The following is a 16264-nucleotide window of genomic DNA, read 5'->3' on the forward strand; positions in this document are numbered from 1 at the left end:
GGGGAATCGGGGATTCAGGGAGGCGCTGCCCCCAGGGGCGCGGGGGTGGAGCCGGGCACGGGGCGGCCGGCGGTCAGTCGGCGGTGTGGGACGACCCGGTGACCGCTTCCTCCGGTACCCGCGCGTCCTCGGCGGCGTGGTCGCCGGCCGGTTCGCCGTTCGGCAGGAACTGCTCGACCACGCGGACGAACATCTCCCGCCGGTCGTCCGGCACCCCCAGCAGGTCGGCGACCTCCTCCAGGGTGGGGCGGCGGCCCAGGTCCGCGCCGGACGCGGGGGAGGTCAAGTAATCGTGCGGCTCGGCCAGTTCCTCGGCCGTGAGCCGGCCGGAGCGGATGAGCATCTCGCGGACCGGTACCCCGAGCACCCGGGCGAGCCGGCGCGTGGTTTCCAGGTCCGGCATGCTCTGCCGCTGGAGCAGGCGGGTGACGGCGGCGCGATGCACCCCCGCCTCGTCCGCGAGGCGCGACTTGCCGCCGCCGCGCGGGCTGTCGATGTCGTAGCCGCGGTCGCGCACCAGGTCCTCGACCCAAGCGGCGAACGCGTCCAGATCCCGGCTGGTCATCTGAGTGCTCGCTTCCTTTGGAGGAGGGCAGTTTAGCTTGCTTGCGCGCACGGAATTATGCATGTCCCGTGGAAGCTGTGCAAAAAATCGTCGCATTGAAGGGTGATTCGGTGTAAGGGGGCGGTGGTTGAGGGGTGTTGGGGGCTTCCTGCGTGACGTTTTGTTGCGAGCGCGCGCGCAATCTGAAAAAGTGAAGCACCTGCGTCACACCTGTCCCACCGTGCGCGCCGCACGTCTCACCCCACACGACCGAGAGGGAGGTCCCGTGTCCGTCACCGGCCCGTGCCCACCACCCCATCCGAGAACGACGGTCCAGCCGGGCCAGGTCACCCGTCCCCGCAACGAGCCGCAGGGCCGGCCGTGCCCGGACCCCCCGGCCCTCTCGCACTCGCTCCATTCCCCCGACCCCGCGGCCCCCTCACGTTCGCTCAACTCCCCGGACTTCCCTGATTCGCCGGGCGTTTCGGACTCCCCGGACGCCACCGAGCGCGCCGCCCTCTGGATCGCCCTGCTCGTCCGGCAGTTCCCCGAGCTGTCCGCCGAACTCGCCCCGGGCCGCGCCACCCCGGCCCACCGCCCGGCCGCCCCGCCCCCGGCCGCCCCGGCCGACCGGCTCCGCGAGGAACGCGCGGAGGCGCTGCTCCTCCAGCAACGGCACGGACTCGTCGCCCCCGGCCACAGCGCGGCCCCCTTGCGCCTGCACGTCTCCGACACCATCCGGGACATCACCGACGGCGTGGTCGAGTTGGAGGAAGCCGTGCGGGACCGGCTCGGGCTGCCGCGTGCGCGCCGCGCTTCCGTGCCCGAACGGCTGCGCCGGATCGCGGCCCTGCTCGGCGACGTGGGCGCCGACGCCGTACTCGCCGCGCACGTACGGGACGAGACCCGCCGGATGGCCCGGCGGTGCGCCCGTGCGCTCGGTGACACCGAGACCGTCGTACGGGTCTCCGGCCGCTGCCCCTGGTGCGACTCCGTCTCGCTGCGGGCCTTCCCGGACCGCGCCGCCGTCCTCTGCGTCAACCCCGGTTGCCGCTGCCCGGTGCCCGACTGCGGCTGCCACGACGACCCGGCCTACCGGCACACCTGGAGCGAGGGGGAGTGGAGCCGCCGGTGAGGGCCGAGCAGCCGACGCTGATTCCCGGAGCCCTCGCCGCCCGGGAGGCCGGTGTCGCACCGGCCACCATCCGCAAATGGGTCCAGCTGGGCCACCTCAAGGCCGCGGGCAAGGCGGGCCGTGCGGCGCTGTTCCGCCTGGAGGACGTCTTCGCGGCGGAGCGCGCCGCGGCCCGCCGCGCCCCGCGGTGATCTTCGAGGGGTGGTAGGGGTCGTCGGAGTCGTAGGGGCCGGGGCCGTTCGCCCCCATCCCTACGGCCTCGTCTCTACGGCCTCGCCGACTCTCTTCCCCGCCGGCTCTCCTCCCCGCCCCGCCCCTCCGGATTCGGCCCTTTACTGCACGGAGGCCCTGCTGTATAGGGGTCGTCCTCGTATTCGGCGGCAGCCGGAGCATTCGACGATGGTCGTTCCCCGTCGTACGGTGAAACGCCGGGCGACGATTGCGGAACGGTCTGCGACGTGCGCGGATCACCGATTCGTAGATCATCTACGGGGTGGAGGCTTGACACGCCCGGCGCCGCGGTGCGCGTGACGCGCATTTGTTTTGACCGCAGCGAAAGCGCTGGGTACGCTCAGACCTTGTGCCTGGGGTGTGCCCTGGCTCTCCTGCGTGCCTACAACCGCGTGGCGAGCCGACATCGGCCACCGTAATCTGCGTCCTTTTCGCCTCGCGGCGGGGAGCTGCGGGATTCGACACACCCGACCGCGTGGGTCGGAGATGTTCCAGGTTAGTAGTACCTATCGGCACACAGAAACCGGAGAAGTAGTGCCTACGATCCAGCAGCTGGTCCGCAAGGGCCGGCAGGACAAGGTCGAGAAGAACAAGACGCCCGCACTTGAGGGTTCTCCTCAGCGCCGTGGCGTCTGCACGCGTGTGTTCACGACCACCCCGAAGAAGCCGAACTCGGCCCTGCGTAAGGTCGCACGTGTGCGCCTGACCAGCGGGATCGAGGTCACCGCTTACATTCCGGGTGAGGGACACAACCTGCAGGAGCACTCCATCGTGCTCGTGCGCGGCGGCCGTGTGAAGGACCTGCCGGGTGTTCGGTACAAGATCATCCGAGGCTCCCTCGACACCCAGGGTGTCAAGAACCGCAAGCAGGCCCGCAGCCGTTACGGCGCCAAGAAGGAGAAGTAAGAATGCCTCGTAAGGGCCCCGCCCCGAAGCGCCCGGTCATCATCGACCCGGTTTACGCCTCCCCTCTGGTGACCTCCTTGATCAACAAGGTGCTGATGAACGGCAAGCGCTCCACCGCCGAGCGCATCGTCTACGGCGCCATGGAGGGCCTGCGCGAGAAGACGGGCAACGACCCGATCATCACGCTGAAGCGCGCCCTTGAGAACATCAAGCCGACCCTTGAGGTCAAGTCCCGCCGTGTCGGTGGCGCCACCTACCAGGTCCCGATCGAGGTCAAGCCCGGCCGTGCCAACACCCTGGCGCTGCGCTGGCTGGTCGGTTACTCCCGCGCCCGGCGCGAGAAGACCATGACCGAGCGCCTGCTGAACGAGCTCCTCGACGCCTCCAACGGCCTCGGTGCCGCGGTGAAGAAGCGCGAGGACACGCACAAGATGGCCGAGTCCAACAAGGCCTTCGCGCACTACCGCTGGTAGTCGCTACCCCATCGAGAACCGAGAGAAGACTGAAGCCTCATGGCTACCACTTCGCTTGACCTGGCCAGGGTGCGCAACATCGGCATCATGGCCCACATCGACGCGGGCAAGACGACGACCACCGAGCGGATCCTGTTCTACACCGGTGTCTCGTACAAGATCGGTGAGGTCCACGACGGTGCTGCCACCATGGACTGGATGGAGCAGGAGCAGGAGCGTGGCATCACGATCACCTCTGCTGCCACCACCTGTCACTGGCCGCTGGAAGACGTCGACCACACCATCAACATCATCGACACCCCGGGTCACGTCGACTTCACGGTCGAGGTGGAGCGCTCCCTGCGCGTGCTCGACGGTGCGGTGACGGTGTTCGACGGCGTCGCCGGTGTTGAGCCGCAGTCCGAGACCGTGTGGCGTCAGGCGGACCGCTACGGCGTTCCGCGCATCTGCTTCGTGAACAAGCTCGACCGCACCGGTGCCGAGTTCCACCGCTGCGTCGACATGATCTCCGACCGTCTGGGCGCGCAGCCGCTGGTCATGCAGCTGCCGATCGGCGCCGAGGCCGACTTCAAGGGCGTCGTCGACCTCGTGACGATGAAGGCCCTGGTGTGGTCCGCCGAGGCCACCAAGGGCGAGATGTACGACACCGTCGACATCCCGGCCACGCACACCGAGGCCGCCGAGGAGTGGCGCGGCAAGCTGATCGAGGCTGTCGCCGAGAACGACGAAGAGATCATGGAGCTGTACCTGGAGGGCGAGGAGCCCTCCGTGGAGCAGCTGTACGCCGCGGTCCGTCGTATCACCATCGCGTCCGGCAAGAGCGAGGACACCACCGTCACCCCGGTGTTCTGCGGTACCGCGTTCAAGAACAAGGGCGTCCAGCCCCTGCTCGACGCGGTCGTGCGCTACCTCCCCTCCCCGCTCGACGTCGAGGCCATCGAGGGCCACGACGTGAAGAACCCGGAGGAGGTCGTCCGGCGCAAGCCGTCCGACGAGGAGCCGCTGTCCGCGCTGGCGTTCAAGATCATGAGCGACCCGCACCTCGGCAAGCTCACCTTCGTCCGCGTGTACTCCGGCCGTCTGGAGTCCGGCACCGCCGTGCTGAACTCCGTCAAGGGCCGCAAGGAGCGCATCGGCAAGATCTACCGCATGCACGCCAACAAGCGTGAGGAGATCGAGTCGGTGGGCGCCGGCGACATCGTCGCCGTCATGGGCCTGAAGCAGACCACCACCGGTGAGACGCTGTGCGACGACAAGCAGCCGGTGATCCTGGAGTCCATGGACTTCCCGGCGCCGGTCATCGAGGTCGCGATCGAGCCCAAGTCCAAGGGCGACCAGGAGAAGCTGGGTGTCGCCATCCAGCGCCTGGCCGAGGAGGACCCGTCCTTCCAGGTCCACACCAACGAGGAGACCGGCCAGACCGTCATCGGCGGTATGGGCGAGCTTCACCTCGAGGTCCTGGTCGACCGCATGAAGCGTGAGTTCAAGGTCGAGGCCAACGTCGGCAAGCCGCAGGTCGCGTACCGCGAGACGATCCGCCGGGCGGTCGAGAAGGTCGAGTACACCCACAAGAAGCAGACGGGTGGTACCGGCCAGTTCGCCCGCGTCATCATCGCGATCGAGCCGATCGAGAGCGGCGACGCGTCGTACGAGTTCGTGAACAAGGTGACTGGTGGCCGTGTGCCGAAGGAGTACATCCCTTCGGTGGACGCCGGTGCGCAGGAGGCCATGCAGTTCGGCATCCTCGCCGGTTACGAGATGACCGGCGTGCGCGTCACCCTGCTCGACGGTGCCTACCACGAGGTCGACTCCTCCGAGCTGGCGTTCAAGATCGCCGGTTCGCAGGCGTTCAAGGAGGCCGCTCGCCAGGCCAAGCCCGTCCTGCTGGAGCCGATGATGGCCGTCGAGGTCACCACGCCCGAGGACTACATGGGTGAGGTCATCGGCGACATCAACTCCCGCCGTGGCCAGATCCAGGCCATGGACGAGCGGGCCGGTGCCCGCGTCGTGAAGGGCCTCGTGCCCCTGTCGGAGATGTTCGGCTACGTCGGCGATCTCCGCAGCAAGACATCGGGTCGCGCGAGCTACTCGATGCAGTTCGACTCCTACGCCGAGGTTCCGCGGAACGTCGCCGAGGAGATCATCGCGAAGGCCAAGGGCGAGTAACACACCCCGTTCACACGCCGTAGGCTTGACTCCGGAGCCTCCAGGGCATTCCTCCGCAAACGCGGACGGAATGCCCCGGGTTCCGGGCCTTTACAGCAAAGATCACCTGGCGCCGATGAAGTAAGGCGTACAGAACCACTCCACAGGAGGACCCCAGTGGCGAAGGCGAAGTTCGAGCGGACTAAGCCGCACGTCAACATCGGCACCATCGGTCACATCGACCACGGTAAGACGACCCTCACGGCCGCCATTACCAAGGTGCTGCACGACAAGTACCCGGACCTGAACGAGGCCTCGGCCTTTGACCAGATCGACAAGGCTCCTGAGGAGCGTCAGCGCGGTATCACCATCTCCATCGCGCACGTCGAGTACCAGACGGAGGCGCGTCACTACGCCCACGTCGACTGCCCGGGTCACGCGGACTACATCAAGAACATGATCACCGGTGCCGCGCAGATGGACGGCGCGATCCTGGTGGTCGCCGCCACCGACGGCCCGATGCCGCAGACCAAGGAGCACGTGCTCCTGGCCCGCCAGGTCGGCGTTCCGTACATCGTCGTCGCCCTGAACAAGGCCGACATGGTGGACGACGAGGAGATCCTGGAGCTCGTCGAGCTCGAGGTTCGCGAGCTGCTCTCCGAGTACGAGTTCCCGGGCGACGACGTTCCGGTCGTCAAGGTCTCGGCTCTGAAGGCCCTCGAAGGCGACAAGGAGTGGGGCCAGTCGGTCCTGGACCTGATGGACGCCGTCGACAGCGCGATCCCGGAGCCGGAGCGCGACGTCGACAAGCCGTTCCTCATGCCGATCGAGGACGTCTTCACCATCACGGGCCGCGGTACGGTCGTCACCGGCCGTATCGAGCGTGGCATCCTCAAGGTCAACGAGACCGTCGACATCATCGGCATCAAGACCGAGAAGACCACCACCACGGTCACCGGCATCGAGATGTTCCGCAAGCTGCTCGACGAGGGCCAGGCCGGTGAGAACGTCGGTCTGCTGCTCCGCGGCATCAAGCGCGAGGACGTCGAGCGCGGCCAGGTCATCATCAAGCCGGGCTCGGTCACCCCGCACACCGAGTTCGAGGCGCAGGCGTACATCCTGTCCAAGGACGAGGGTGGCCGTCACACGCCGTTCTTCAACAACTACCGTCCGCAGTTCTACTTCCGTACGACGGACGTGACCGGCGTCGTGACCCTCCCCGAGGGCACCGAGATGGTCATGCCGGGTGACAACACCGAGATGAAGGTGGAACTCATCCAGCCCATCGCCATGGAAGAGGGCCTGAAGTTCGCCATCCGTGAGGGTGGTCGCACGGTGGGCGCCGGCCAGGTCACCAAGATCAACAAGTGATCTCGGGCCGATCCGGGTCCCCGACCCGGTAGGTCTTGGCACCGGTAGGTCTCTGAGAGGCCCGCACGACCTCGGTCGTGCGGGCCTCTCGGCGTCCGCCGTCCCCGCCGCCCGGCCGTGCTGCCCGCCGGCGGGCGTCACCCGGGCGGTGCTGCCCGCCGGGCGGTGTCACTTGCGGGTGCCGCGGGTGTCCTCCGTCTTCACCGCGTCGTTGACCTTCTTCGCCAGGTCGTCGTCGAGCTTCGTGAACTCGCGCACCACCGTGTCGGACATGTCGGCGAGCGCGTCCAGCTGCTGGGTGATGTCCTCGCGGCCGTCCTCCCAGTTCGACTCGAAGTCGTCGAGGGCGTCGTTGACCCTGCCGTCGCCGATGTCGTCCCGGTAGGACTCGAAAAGCTTCTTGGTGTGGTCGAGACGGGTCTTGATCGAGCGCAGCCGCCGACCGTAGTCCTCCAGCTCGGTCAGCGGGAGCGAGAGGTCGCTCTTGCCGTTGCCCATGGGCTCGTCCCCCGTTCTCATGGCCTGGCCCGTAGTCTGGCCACCTGAGCCGCACCGTACAACAGCACGCTGCCTGGACAAGTGACCGACGAAACGGGGGATACGACAGCCGTGGCCCGCTACATGGAGGCGCTCACCGTCGAGCGCGGCGGCTTCCGCATCAAGGTGCCGGAGTCGTGGTGGGAGTTCGACGTCCGCCCGGAGTCCCGTGACGACTCGATCCGGCGCATGGTGAACGAGCGGGTGGCGCTCCACCCGGAACTGGCCCCGTACCGCGACACGTACACCGGCTTCCTGCGGAGGGCCGCGGCCGACGCCTGGAAGTCCGGTGCGCTGTACTGCGGTTGCATGGCCGAGAGCTTCGGCGGCGACACCCCCGTCACCGGCTCGGTCACCGTCTCCCTCGTCGGCGGACGCACGAGCGAGGGCGAGCCGCTGCCCACCGACCCCGCGGCCATCGCCTCCCAGCTCGCCGTCAAGGAGGCCAGGAAGGCGGGCGACTCCTGGCGGAAGGTGACCACCGTCGAGATACCCGGGGTCGGCCCGGCCGCCCGTACCCACGGCGTCGAGGACATCCCGGTCCCGGACGACAGCCTGGGCCGCACCGTCCGGGCCGTGCTGATGCAGACGTACATCCCGGTCCCCGGACAGGAGGGCAAGGTCGCCCTGGTCGCCGGCAGCAGCCAGGTCCTCGACCTGGCCGACTCCTTCTTCGACATCTTCGACGCGATCACGTCGACGTTCCGCTTCACGGACTGACGGGGATTTTTCCGACGGAGCGCGGGACAAGACGTGGATCGGGACGTGGGATCGGGACGCGGAACGGGCCCGGACGCATCGGAGAGTGCGTCCGGGCCCGTTCCCCTGGGAGGGGATGGCACAGCGGGACAGCGTCCTGTTCAGACCTGCTCCCACAGCGCCGGTACGTTCGGGGGCTCCCAGCCCGGCTGGGCCTGGTGGCCCTGGAGGCAGCGGTAGGTGGCACTGCCGTACGTCACCGTGTCTCCCGGCTGGTAGACGGTGCCCACCGCCCAGGTGCCGCCCGGGTCTCCGGGGTCGCCCGGGTCGCCCGGATCCCCGGGGCCGCTCGTGGTCGTCTTCAGGGTGAGGCCGTACGACTGGAGGATCGGGTTGACCGGCTGGAAGAACGTCGTCCCGCCGCTGGTGCAGTCGCCCGAACCGCCCGAGGTGACGCCCTGCGCCTGGCTGCCGGAGATGAAGGAGCCGCCCGAGTCGCCCGGCTCGGCGCACACCGAGGTGCGGGTGACCCCGGAGACGGTGCCCTCCTGGTAGGTCACGCTGGTGTTCAGCTGCTGGACGGTGCCGCAGTGCCAGCCCGTCGTGGAGCCGGAGCGGCACACGGACGCGCCGACCGTCGCCACGGTGGACCCGGCGACCTGGGCGCTGGAGCCGTTGACGTTCGGGGTCGCCGTCCAGTTGGAGTTCGTGGCCACCCACGACATGTCGTTGCCGGGGAAGACCGACGCCTGGAAGGTGCCCTGCGCCACCTGGTTGGCACCGGTGGTGCTGCTGCCCGCCCGGCCGCAGTGGCCCGCGGAGGCGAAGCCCTGCTGGGTGCCGCGGGTGACCGGGAAGCCGATGGAACAGCGGGTGCTGCCGTTGATGTAGTACGCGTCACCGCCCCGCAGGTCGTACAGCGGACGGGGTCGCTCGGCCGACTTCACGACCCGGGCCAGGGACGCGTCCACTCCGGCGGCCGTCAGCAGCGCGCGTCCGGCCTCGGGGCGTACGGCCTGCACCACGAGGGAGTTGGTGCGGACGTCGACGTACCAGACCGGGGTGTCGGTGGTGGCGCGGTGGGCCGCCGTGCGGTCGAGCCGCGCCTTCGCGGCGTCCAGCGCGGTGAGGGAGTGGCCCACGACGACCGCGTCGGCGCCCCGCGCCTCGATCGCCGGTACGTCCGCGGCGTCCGTCGTCGCCACGGTCAGCGCGGCCGACTCCGGGCCGCGCACCCAGGCGCCCGCGAAGCCCGCGCCCAGCGCGGCCCGCAGTCGTCCGGCGGTGGCGCCCGCCTCGGCCTCGTTGACCAGGCGGCGCTCGGCCTGGTCGTGGTCAAGGCCGAGGTCCCGCTGCATGGCGTGGATGAGTGCAGGCGGGGCCTCGGCGGTTCGGAGGGCCGCGGCGGCGGTGGTCGCGGCGGCTTTGGAGCGGGCGCCCGCCTGGCCCGGGTGCGCGCTCGCGGAGCCGCTGAGCCCGGCCACGAGCAGGGCACCCGTGGCCACGGCGGCGGCGCACGCGGCTCTGGCGTGTCGTTGGAGCATGGGGAGGTCTCCTCGGATTCGGTGGGGAGCTGCCGAAACCGTAGGAGTGTCAACTGGTCTTCATAAGACATCAGTTGACCCCCTGCCCGGGTGTTATGGAACGCGGGGGGTCTGCCGGGGGAACGGGCGGGGGCCGGGCGTCGGGGCCGAGGGCCCGGTTGCCGGGTGGAGGGTGCCGGGTGCCGCGGGCCAGGATCAGGGGCTGGAGTGCGGGATCGGCCGAACGGCGGCGTGCCCCGGTCAGTCGGCGGGTGTCTCCCCGTGCGCCGCCAGCCAGTGGGCGTAACTGTCGCTGCGCGCCGCCGTGCCCGCGTGGGCGCTGCGGGCCTGCGCCAGGACGGTGGCGGCCGTGTCCGGCTGCTGGGCCGTCGGATGCCAGCCCAGCAGGTGCCGCCAGACGAGGGGCGTGCCGGTGAGCGGCCGGGTGGTGAGGCCGGGCGTGGACGGGAACGTGGCCCGGCACAGCCCGACCGCCCGCCCCACCTGCACCAGATGGACGCAGGACGCGGTGTCCGTCTCGTACATGCGGCGCGGGCTGAACCCGGCCCGCGCGCAGGCCGCGGTGAAGCAGCCGTCGCCGGGTACGCAGGCCCACTCCTCGCCCGCCAGCGCGGCCAGGTCGATCTCCGGGCCGCGGGCCAGCGGATGGCCGTCGGCGAGCATGACGAACACCGGATCGACGGCGATCTCCTGCCACACCAGGTGGGCGGCGCCGGGCGGCGCGGCCGAGCCGCAGGTGCCGGCGAGGGCGAAGTCCAGCCGGCCCTCCGCCAGTTGTTCGGCCAGCTCCCGCTCGGACCAGGAGGCGCAGGTGGTCACCGCCGCGTCGGGTGCCACGTCCGCCAGCCGGTCCACCAGCGCGCCCAGCAGGGGGCCGTGGGTGCCACCGAGCCGTAACCGCTGCGAGGTGCGCCGGGTACGGGCGAACCGGGCCGCCTCCCGCTGGAGCTCGCTCACCGCGGGCAGCACGACCCGGGTGCGTTCCAGTACCAGTTCGCCCAGTGCGGTCGCCCGTACGCCGTGCCGGCCGCGTTCGAACAGGGCGCCGCCCAGGGCCCGTTCGATCCGTCTGAGCTGGGCGCTCAGCGCCGGTTGCGCGAGCCCGAGCAGCGTCGCCGCCCGGGTGAGGCTGCCCGCGTCGGCGATCGTCCGAATGGTCCGCAGATGCCGCAACTCCAGGTCCATGAAGGGAGCTTGCGGCGCGGGCAGGACGGGGGCAAGGGGTTGGTGGGGACCAATGGCACGGTGCCGCGGGCCGAACGGTGCGGGACCGAGGGGCCGGTAACGGCCAGGCGCGGTGAGGTGCCGTTCCCAGGGAGCGTACGGACGTGGCATGGTGACCCCTCGCCCCATTGGTCTGCACCTGTGCCCCGCTCCTGTGCATGACCTCCTGCGTCCCGCTCGTGTGCATGACCTCCTGTGGTCCGCACCTGTGCAATGACCTCCTGTGGTCCGTACCTCTCGCGAAAGGTGAGCCGATGCGCAGCACCACCGTCTTACCGGGTACGCCTTGTCTCCCGCCCGCCGCCGGGGACGTGCCCCTGCACCGGCTGGAGGTCTCCGGGCCGGGGGCCGTGCCGTTCGCCGTCGGCACCTTCGAGGCGGTGGGGCCGCTGGCGCGGGCGAGCCGGCCGCACCGGCACACCTTCTATGAGATCGTCCACGTGACCGCGGGCACGGGCGCCCATGTCGTCGACTTCGCCCGCTGGCCGCTGCGACCGCCGCACCTCGCCGTGATCCGGCCCGGCCAGGTGCACCACTGGGAGCCGGGCGGCCACGGCCCCGACGGCACGCTCGCCCTGTTCACCGAGGACTTCCTGCTGGACCATCCCGGCGACCGTGAGACGTTGCGGCGGCTGGGGGAGCGGTGCTGGTTCGCGCTGGACGCGGAGGCCGACGCGTGGACCGGGCGGCTGATGGCCGAACTGATCGCGGAGTACCGGCAGCGGGCCGCCGGGCACGAGGGCGTCCTGCGCTCCCTGCTGCACGTCCTGGTCGTCCGGGCGGCCCGGCTGCCGGTGCCCGGACGGCCCGGCGCGGCGGCGGAGATCTGCGACGCGGTGCCCGCGGCGCCCGCGGGGGACGGCTGCCGGCCGTCTGGCGGCCGCGGCGGCGGGCGGTCGTCCAGCGGGGACCGTACGACGGCTGGGGGCCGGGCACCCGTCGGGGATCGTACGACTGCTGGGGACCGGGCACCTGTCGCGGACCGGGCGCCCGTCGGGGACCGGGCGCCCGTCGGGGACCGGGTGGTGGCGGTGGCCGAGGCGTTCGCGTCGCTCGTCGCGGGGCGGGAGGCGGTCGGCTGGACGGTCGGGGAGTGCGCGGCCCGGCTCGGCGTCACGCCCGGCTACCTCACCCAGGCGGTACGCGCCGCCACCGGCCGCAGCCCCGGCCGGCTGCTGATCGAGGCGCGCACCTACCAGGCCCAACAACTACTGGCCCACACACAGTTGTCCGTACGGCAGATCGCCGCGCGCACCGGATTCGCCGATCCCGCCTACTTCTGCCGCTTCTTCCGGCGGGAGACCGGCACCAGCCCCGGCACCTTCCGAAAACACCACAGCCGCCATCACCAGTCCATCGAAGCCCCGGGGAGCCACGCCTAGGTTCTTTTCCGATCCGACGCCCCCCACAAGGAGCAGGCATGGACAGCGAGAAGAACTCCCCGAACCACCCGGACTCCGCGAACCACCCGGGCTCCGCGCAGTCTCCGCAGTCCGCGGAGCCCGGATCCCCTCGCCTCATCCGCCGCAAGACGGTCCTGCGCGCGGCGCTCGCGGCCACCGCCGCCGTCCCCTTGGTCCTCGCCGGTGCCCCGGCGCTCGCCCGCACCTTCGCCGCCTCCGGCAAGGCACCCGAACTCACCCCGTCGTGCGACGACGGCGACGATCCCACGCCGGAGCAGATCGAGGGCCCGTACTTCAAGCCCAATTCGCCGCAGCGCAGCAGCCTCCTGGAACCGGGCATGCCCGGCACCCCGCTGACCGTCACGGGCTATGTCTTCGGCCGCGCGTGCCTCCCGATCAGCGGCGTCCTGCTGGACTTCTGGCAGGCCGACACCAACGGCGCCTACGACAACACCGGGTTCCGCCTGCGCGGCCACCAGTTCACGAACGCCCAGGGCGCGTTCACCCTGACCACGATCGTCCCCGGCCTCTACCCCGGCCGCACCCGGCACCTCCACGTCAAGGTGCAGGCGCCGGGCCGCCCGATCCTGACGACCCAGCTGTACTTCCCGAACGAGCCGCGCAACGCCACCGACACGATCTTCGACCCGCGCCTGCTGATGACGGTGCGGGACGCGGGCGGCGGCCGGGAGGCGTCGTTCGACTTCGTCCTGGACGTACCCCAGGACCCGGGGCAGCCGCCCACCACCCCGCCTCCGTCCGGCACCTGGGCGGTGGGTACCGCGTACCGGGCCGGCGACCAGGTGACGTACGCGGGCCGCACCTACCTGTGCCAACAGCCGCACACGGCCCAGCCCGGCTGGGAGCCCCCGAACGTGCCCGCCCTCTGGCTGCCGGCCTGAGGCACCGCAGGACAGCGGCGGCGCCGCGGAACGCCCCGTCGGACGTCCGCGGCGCCGCACCGCCGAACGCCCCGTCGGACGTCCGCGGCGCCGCACCGCCGAACGGTCTGGAGGGAGATGGTGGCGTAGGCGGGCTACTCGTCCGCGAAGATCTCGCCCGCGGAGCCGGCGGTGACGGCACGCCGGAGCCAACGGCGCAGGATCTCGGGGTCACCACAGCCGGTGATGCGTTCGTGGACCTCTCCGGGGACGTCGATGCCGCGCTCCGCCAGAACGGCGAGAACATCCTCGGCGCCACGCCGCGTCTCGCCTTCGACCCGGCCTTCGTCTCGGCCTTCGTCTCGGATTTCCTCAGAGATGTACGACTTGTAGAAGGAGAGGTCCACGGCCACCAGTTGCCTCCAGAGTTCCGCGGCCGGGTGTTTGCCCATGCCTTGTGCGATGAGTTCGATGATTGGGTCGGCGATCGTGTGCGGTGTGTCCCGCAGCACGGATGTCATTGTTTTGAGTATGACCCCGATGTCCGGATGCGTGGCATGGGTGATGGCAGACAGAGTAGCGAGCGCGAGGTCTTTGCGGACCTTGGCCGGGTTGGTGATCACCGGCATGTTGTGTGGCCCCGCGACGAGCGGGCGCAGGGTGAGCAGGGGCCACTGGGGAGGACCGAAGCGGACCGGCCGTGCGGCCCATTCTGCGGTGGCGCGGTCCTGGCAGACGACCAGCAGTATCGGCTGGAGCCGATACTTGGTGAGCAGGTACGACGCGTAGTACGCCCAGCTCGCGGGCTTGTCCGGGTCTTTCTTGCCTTGGGCCTCGACCGCGAGGAGCAACGGCTCGTCGTCCTCCGTCTCCAACCGCAGCAGGGTGTCGACGCGGCGTTCCAGCGGTCGGGCCTCAGTGAGGTCGGTGGGCAGGATGGTGATCGAGGTGGGTGGGGCGAAGTCGATGCCCAGCACCTCGGACACCTGGGAGAACAGTCCCGGGTGGTCCTGGAAGATGCGGTGCATCGCCTCGTGGGACGAGCTGACCATGGGCGTTTTTCGGGTCCTTTTGCTGGCACGACCGGGTTGTCCCTCAGGCAGCCTGTGGGGTACGGCCTGTACGGCAGTTCCCGCAGCGTGCATCCGGCTCGGGCGCGCGGAAGGCGCGATCGCAGCCGTCGCAGTTGCGGAGGGGATGCTGGATGGCCAGTGGGTCGGCCGGTGTGCGGAACGGGGGCAGGGGTGGTAGTTGGGCGGTGAGACCGTGGGCGAGAAGGGCGGCGGGGCGGCGCGGGCCTTCGGGCGGGAGGTCGGTGATGAGGGCCTGGCCCACGGTGGCGGGCGTGACGTCGCGTTCGAGCCAGGCGGCGACGTCGGGGGCCAGATGCGCGGTGTCGCAGGCGTTGAGCAGTAGGCGCGCGTCCTGGCGGTGCAGGGCGGCGAGGAGGTCTGTGGCTGTCTCGAGGAGTACGGGGGAGGGATACGCCGGTTGGGGGACTGGCGGGAGGGGGTGCTTCTTGCGGGGTTCGCGGAGCCCGCGCGTGTCCGGGTCTTTGCCGTCCGTACGCGGGGGAGTGTGAGCAGGAGCGGGTTCGTGCCGACGGGCCGCCTCGTGTGCCCTAGGCCGATTGCAGGAGACCGTGCGGGTAACGATCCGCCCGGCGGAGGTGCGGCGGCGTTCACGGCGCAGGTAGCCGTGGTTCTCCAACTCGCGCAGGGCGGCGGAGATGCGGGTCGCTCCCTCGGGGAAGCGACCGGTGAGCGTCTTGATGTCGATACGGGCGCCGGTCGGGAGGGACTGGATGTGGCAGGCCAGGCCGATCGCGAGGAGGAAGAGGTCCGGGTGCTGGGCGAGATGGTTGCCGATCACCGTGAAGCGGGAGGTGTGGCGGGTGTTCTCGTGGGTCACGCCCGCGGGGTGAACACGGGGACGTGGGGTGGTCACCCGGGAGGGGGGCTGGTCGCCGGTAACGGCTGACTGGGCGTGCGTGAGCACGCTAGGGTTCTCGGTATCCATCAGGAAGTTTGTGCCTTCCTCGGTGGTCAGGCCCTCGATCGGGATCGCTAGTCCCGGCCGGGGGCCGACACATGTTTGCGGTTGTTTGCGCTGAGAGTAGGGGAGTTGGGGGCCGCGAGATCCAGCTGAGCCGGGAATGTTCACTCGCTCGAGTGAGTGTGGGTTCGGGCGGAAGGGGTGGGGCTCGGTGGGGTTCTTTTCCCGGGTTCCTTTGAAGAAGGCCGCTGCGGCACCGGAGCGCGCAGAGACGGGCCTGGTCACGGGAAGCACGGTTCGGCCCATACGGTTTGCGCCGGCCGGGGCCTCCGGTCGCTCCCCAGCGGTCAGCGAGCACGTCCACGAGCACCAGACCACGGCCCGATTCGCTGTCGGGAACATCGTGTTGGACGCGCGGCAGCTGATGGCAGTTGATGACCTCTTGGCGCATACATCCGACGAGGCCCTGCGGAAACTCACCGGGCGCCTGGGCACGCAGCCGTGACGCGATCCGTCGCCTCTTCTGCGAGATTCCAAGTCCCGCCCCGGCCTCATGACCATGCAGATCGCGAAGCCTGGGAAACCTGAGCACGCGGCAGGTGATCCTGATCCGTACCACTGCGAGGAACCGCCATGGACCTCACCGGTCATTCGACCGACTTCACCGCTGACATGTCCTTCCCCGAGGCCATGCGCCGCTTCGTGGCGCGCGCCCAGCGTCGGTGGCCCCACCTTCTGTTGTCCGGCGAGCCGTCGGTCCAGGCAGCGGACTGGTGGCTGCCCGAACCGGACGACGACTGCTCAGGGATCGTCACCTTCTCCTCCGGGTCGGAGATGGAGGACTTCTGGGATGAGAACGGTTACGCGCTCGACGTCTCGGGGCAGGGACCGTACGCCGTCTTCTACCGACGCCACCCTGGTCCCCTGCACGCAACCACGATCTCCGGTGTGAGTGCCGAAGCCGCGGACATCGGTGCGGCGGCCGAGGGAACGCGGCTCCTGATGGCCGCGTATTACTCCGTCAGCCTGTTGACGCCGGAGGACCCCGCGAGCGATCCCTTCTCCGCAGAGGTGGTGAAGGACTTCGCCGAGTCCTTCGACGGTGTTGCATGAAGGCATCACGGAGGCCGTACAGAGGCCGGCAACCGGGCGTCCGAGCTACGGCGCGCGGACGTC

At 70.1% G+C, this 16264-nt stretch carries 16 protein-coding genes; 10 read left to right on the forward strand and 6 right to left on the reverse strand.

Translation table 11 applies throughout. The features are described from left to right. Positions 1-73 precede the first annotated feature (73 nt). Positions 74-565: a helix-turn-helix domain-containing protein gene (locus tag ACFY2B_RS01135; protein WP_376533051.1), complete on the reverse strand. Its 492-nt coding sequence runs from the start codon at positions 563-565 to the stop codon at positions 74-76. Positions 566-830: 265 nt separating this feature from the next. On the opposite strand from ACFY2B_RS01135, the gene ACFY2B_RS01140 reads away from it, so the two are divergent. The 6 genes from ACFY2B_RS01140 to tuf all read left to right on the forward strand — a co-directional run bounded on the left by ACFY2B_RS01140 (position 831) and on the right by tuf (position 6805). After that, on the forward strand, positions 831-1679 hold the full coding sequence (locus ACFY2B_RS01140) for a hypothetical protein (RefSeq protein ID WP_390761053.1): 849 nt from the start codon (positions 831-833) through the stop codon (positions 1677-1679). Beyond that, the gene (locus tag ACFY2B_RS01145) at positions 1676-1870 is read left to right on the forward strand and encodes a hypothetical protein (RefSeq protein WP_390761054.1); all 195 of its coding nucleotides are present in this window, start codon (positions 1676-1678) and stop codon (positions 1868-1870) included. The genes ACFY2B_RS01140 and ACFY2B_RS01145 overlap by 4 nt, the downstream gene beginning before the upstream one ends. Before the next feature lie 574 nt (positions 1871-2444). Beyond that, positions 2445-2816 carry a 30S ribosomal protein S12 gene (rpsL, locus tag ACFY2B_RS01150; protein WP_003948652.1) on the forward strand — a complete coding sequence of 124 codons (372 nt, stop codon included), beginning with the start codon at positions 2445-2447 and terminating at the stop codon, positions 2814-2816. A gap of 2 nt (positions 2817-2818) precedes the next feature. Then, the gene (rpsG, locus tag ACFY2B_RS01155; RefSeq protein WP_010354273.1) at positions 2819-3289 is read left to right on the forward strand and encodes a 30S ribosomal protein S7; all 471 of its coding nucleotides are present in this window, start codon (positions 2819-2821) and stop codon (positions 3287-3289) included. 39 nt (positions 3290-3328) lie between these two features. Then, on the forward strand, positions 3329-5455 hold the full coding sequence (fusA, locus tag ACFY2B_RS01160; protein WP_390761055.1) for an elongation factor G: 2127 nt from the start codon (positions 3329-3331) through the stop codon (positions 5453-5455). 156 nt (positions 5456-5611) lie between these two features. Next, complete coding sequence (gene tuf, locus ACFY2B_RS01165) at positions 5612-6805, forward strand: elongation factor Tu (protein ID WP_376533047.1); 1194 nt, start codon at positions 5612-5614, stop codon at positions 6803-6805. A 168-nt stretch (positions 6806-6973) separates the two neighbouring features. Here tuf and ACFY2B_RS01170 read toward each other — a convergent pair whose 3' ends face one another. Next, positions 6974-7303 carry a hypothetical protein gene (locus ACFY2B_RS01170; protein WP_390761510.1) on the reverse strand — a complete coding sequence of 110 codons (330 nt, stop codon included), beginning with the start codon at positions 7301-7303 and terminating at the stop codon, positions 6974-6976. 111 nt (positions 7304-7414) lie between these two features. Here ACFY2B_RS01170 and ACFY2B_RS01175 point away from each other — a divergent pair, with 111 nt between their 5' ends. Further along, on the forward strand, positions 7415-8062 hold the full coding sequence (locus tag ACFY2B_RS01175) for a hypothetical protein (protein WP_390761511.1): 648 nt from the start codon (positions 7415-7417) through the stop codon (positions 8060-8062). Positions 8063-8202: 140 nt separating this feature from the next. Here the strand turns inward: ACFY2B_RS01175 and ACFY2B_RS01180 are convergent, their stop codons facing one another. Together ACFY2B_RS01180 and ACFY2B_RS01185 are read right to left on the reverse strand one after the other, a co-directional pair. Further along, complete coding sequence (locus ACFY2B_RS01180; protein ID WP_390761056.1) at positions 8203-9585, reverse strand: alpha-lytic protease prodomain-containing protein; 1383 nt, start codon at positions 9583-9585, stop codon at positions 8203-8205. Positions 9586-9825: 240 nt separating this feature from the next. After that, positions 9826-10770 (reverse strand): LysR substrate-binding domain-containing protein, encoded by a 945-nt coding sequence (locus tag ACFY2B_RS01185; protein ID WP_390761057.1) that lies wholly within the window; start codon positions 10768-10770, stop codon positions 9826-9828. A 293-nt stretch (positions 10771-11063) separates the two neighbouring features. Here ACFY2B_RS01185 and ACFY2B_RS01190 point away from each other — a divergent pair, with 293 nt between their 5' ends. Together ACFY2B_RS01190 and ACFY2B_RS01195 are read left to right on the forward strand one after the other, a co-directional pair. Continuing rightward, positions 11064-12191, forward strand: a complete 1128-nt coding sequence (locus ACFY2B_RS01190) for an AraC family transcriptional regulator (RefSeq protein ID WP_390761058.1) — start codon at positions 11064-11066, stop codon at positions 12189-12191. Between the two features lie 38 nt (positions 12192-12229). After that, complete coding sequence (locus ACFY2B_RS01195) at positions 12230-13114, forward strand: carbohydrate-binding protein (protein ID WP_390761059.1); 885 nt, start codon at positions 12230-12232, stop codon at positions 13112-13114. 134 nt (positions 13115-13248) lie between these two features. On the opposite strand, the gene ACFY2B_RS01200 is transcribed toward ACFY2B_RS01195, so the two are convergent. Beyond that, positions 13249-14145, reverse strand: coding sequence for a hypothetical protein (locus ACFY2B_RS01200; RefSeq protein ID WP_390761060.1), 897 nt, complete (start codon positions 14143-14145; stop codon positions 13249-13251). A 43-nt stretch (positions 14146-14188) separates the two neighbouring features. Further along, complete coding sequence (locus tag ACFY2B_RS01205) at positions 14189-15112, reverse strand: helix-turn-helix domain-containing protein (RefSeq protein WP_390761061.1); 924 nt, start codon at positions 15110-15112, stop codon at positions 14189-14191. A gap of 609 nt (positions 15113-15721) precedes the next feature. On the opposite strand from ACFY2B_RS01205, the gene ACFY2B_RS01210 reads away from it, so the two are divergent. Then, positions 15722-16201: a hypothetical protein gene (locus ACFY2B_RS01210; protein WP_390761062.1), complete on the forward strand. Its 480-nt coding sequence runs from the start codon at positions 15722-15724 to the stop codon at positions 16199-16201. The last annotated feature ends 63 nt before the right edge of the window (positions 16202-16264 follow it).

Source organism: Streptomyces sp. NPDC001270 (assembly GCF_042896695.1).
Classification (GTDB): domain Bacteria; phylum Actinomycetota; class Actinomycetes; order Streptomycetales; family Streptomycetaceae; genus Streptomyces.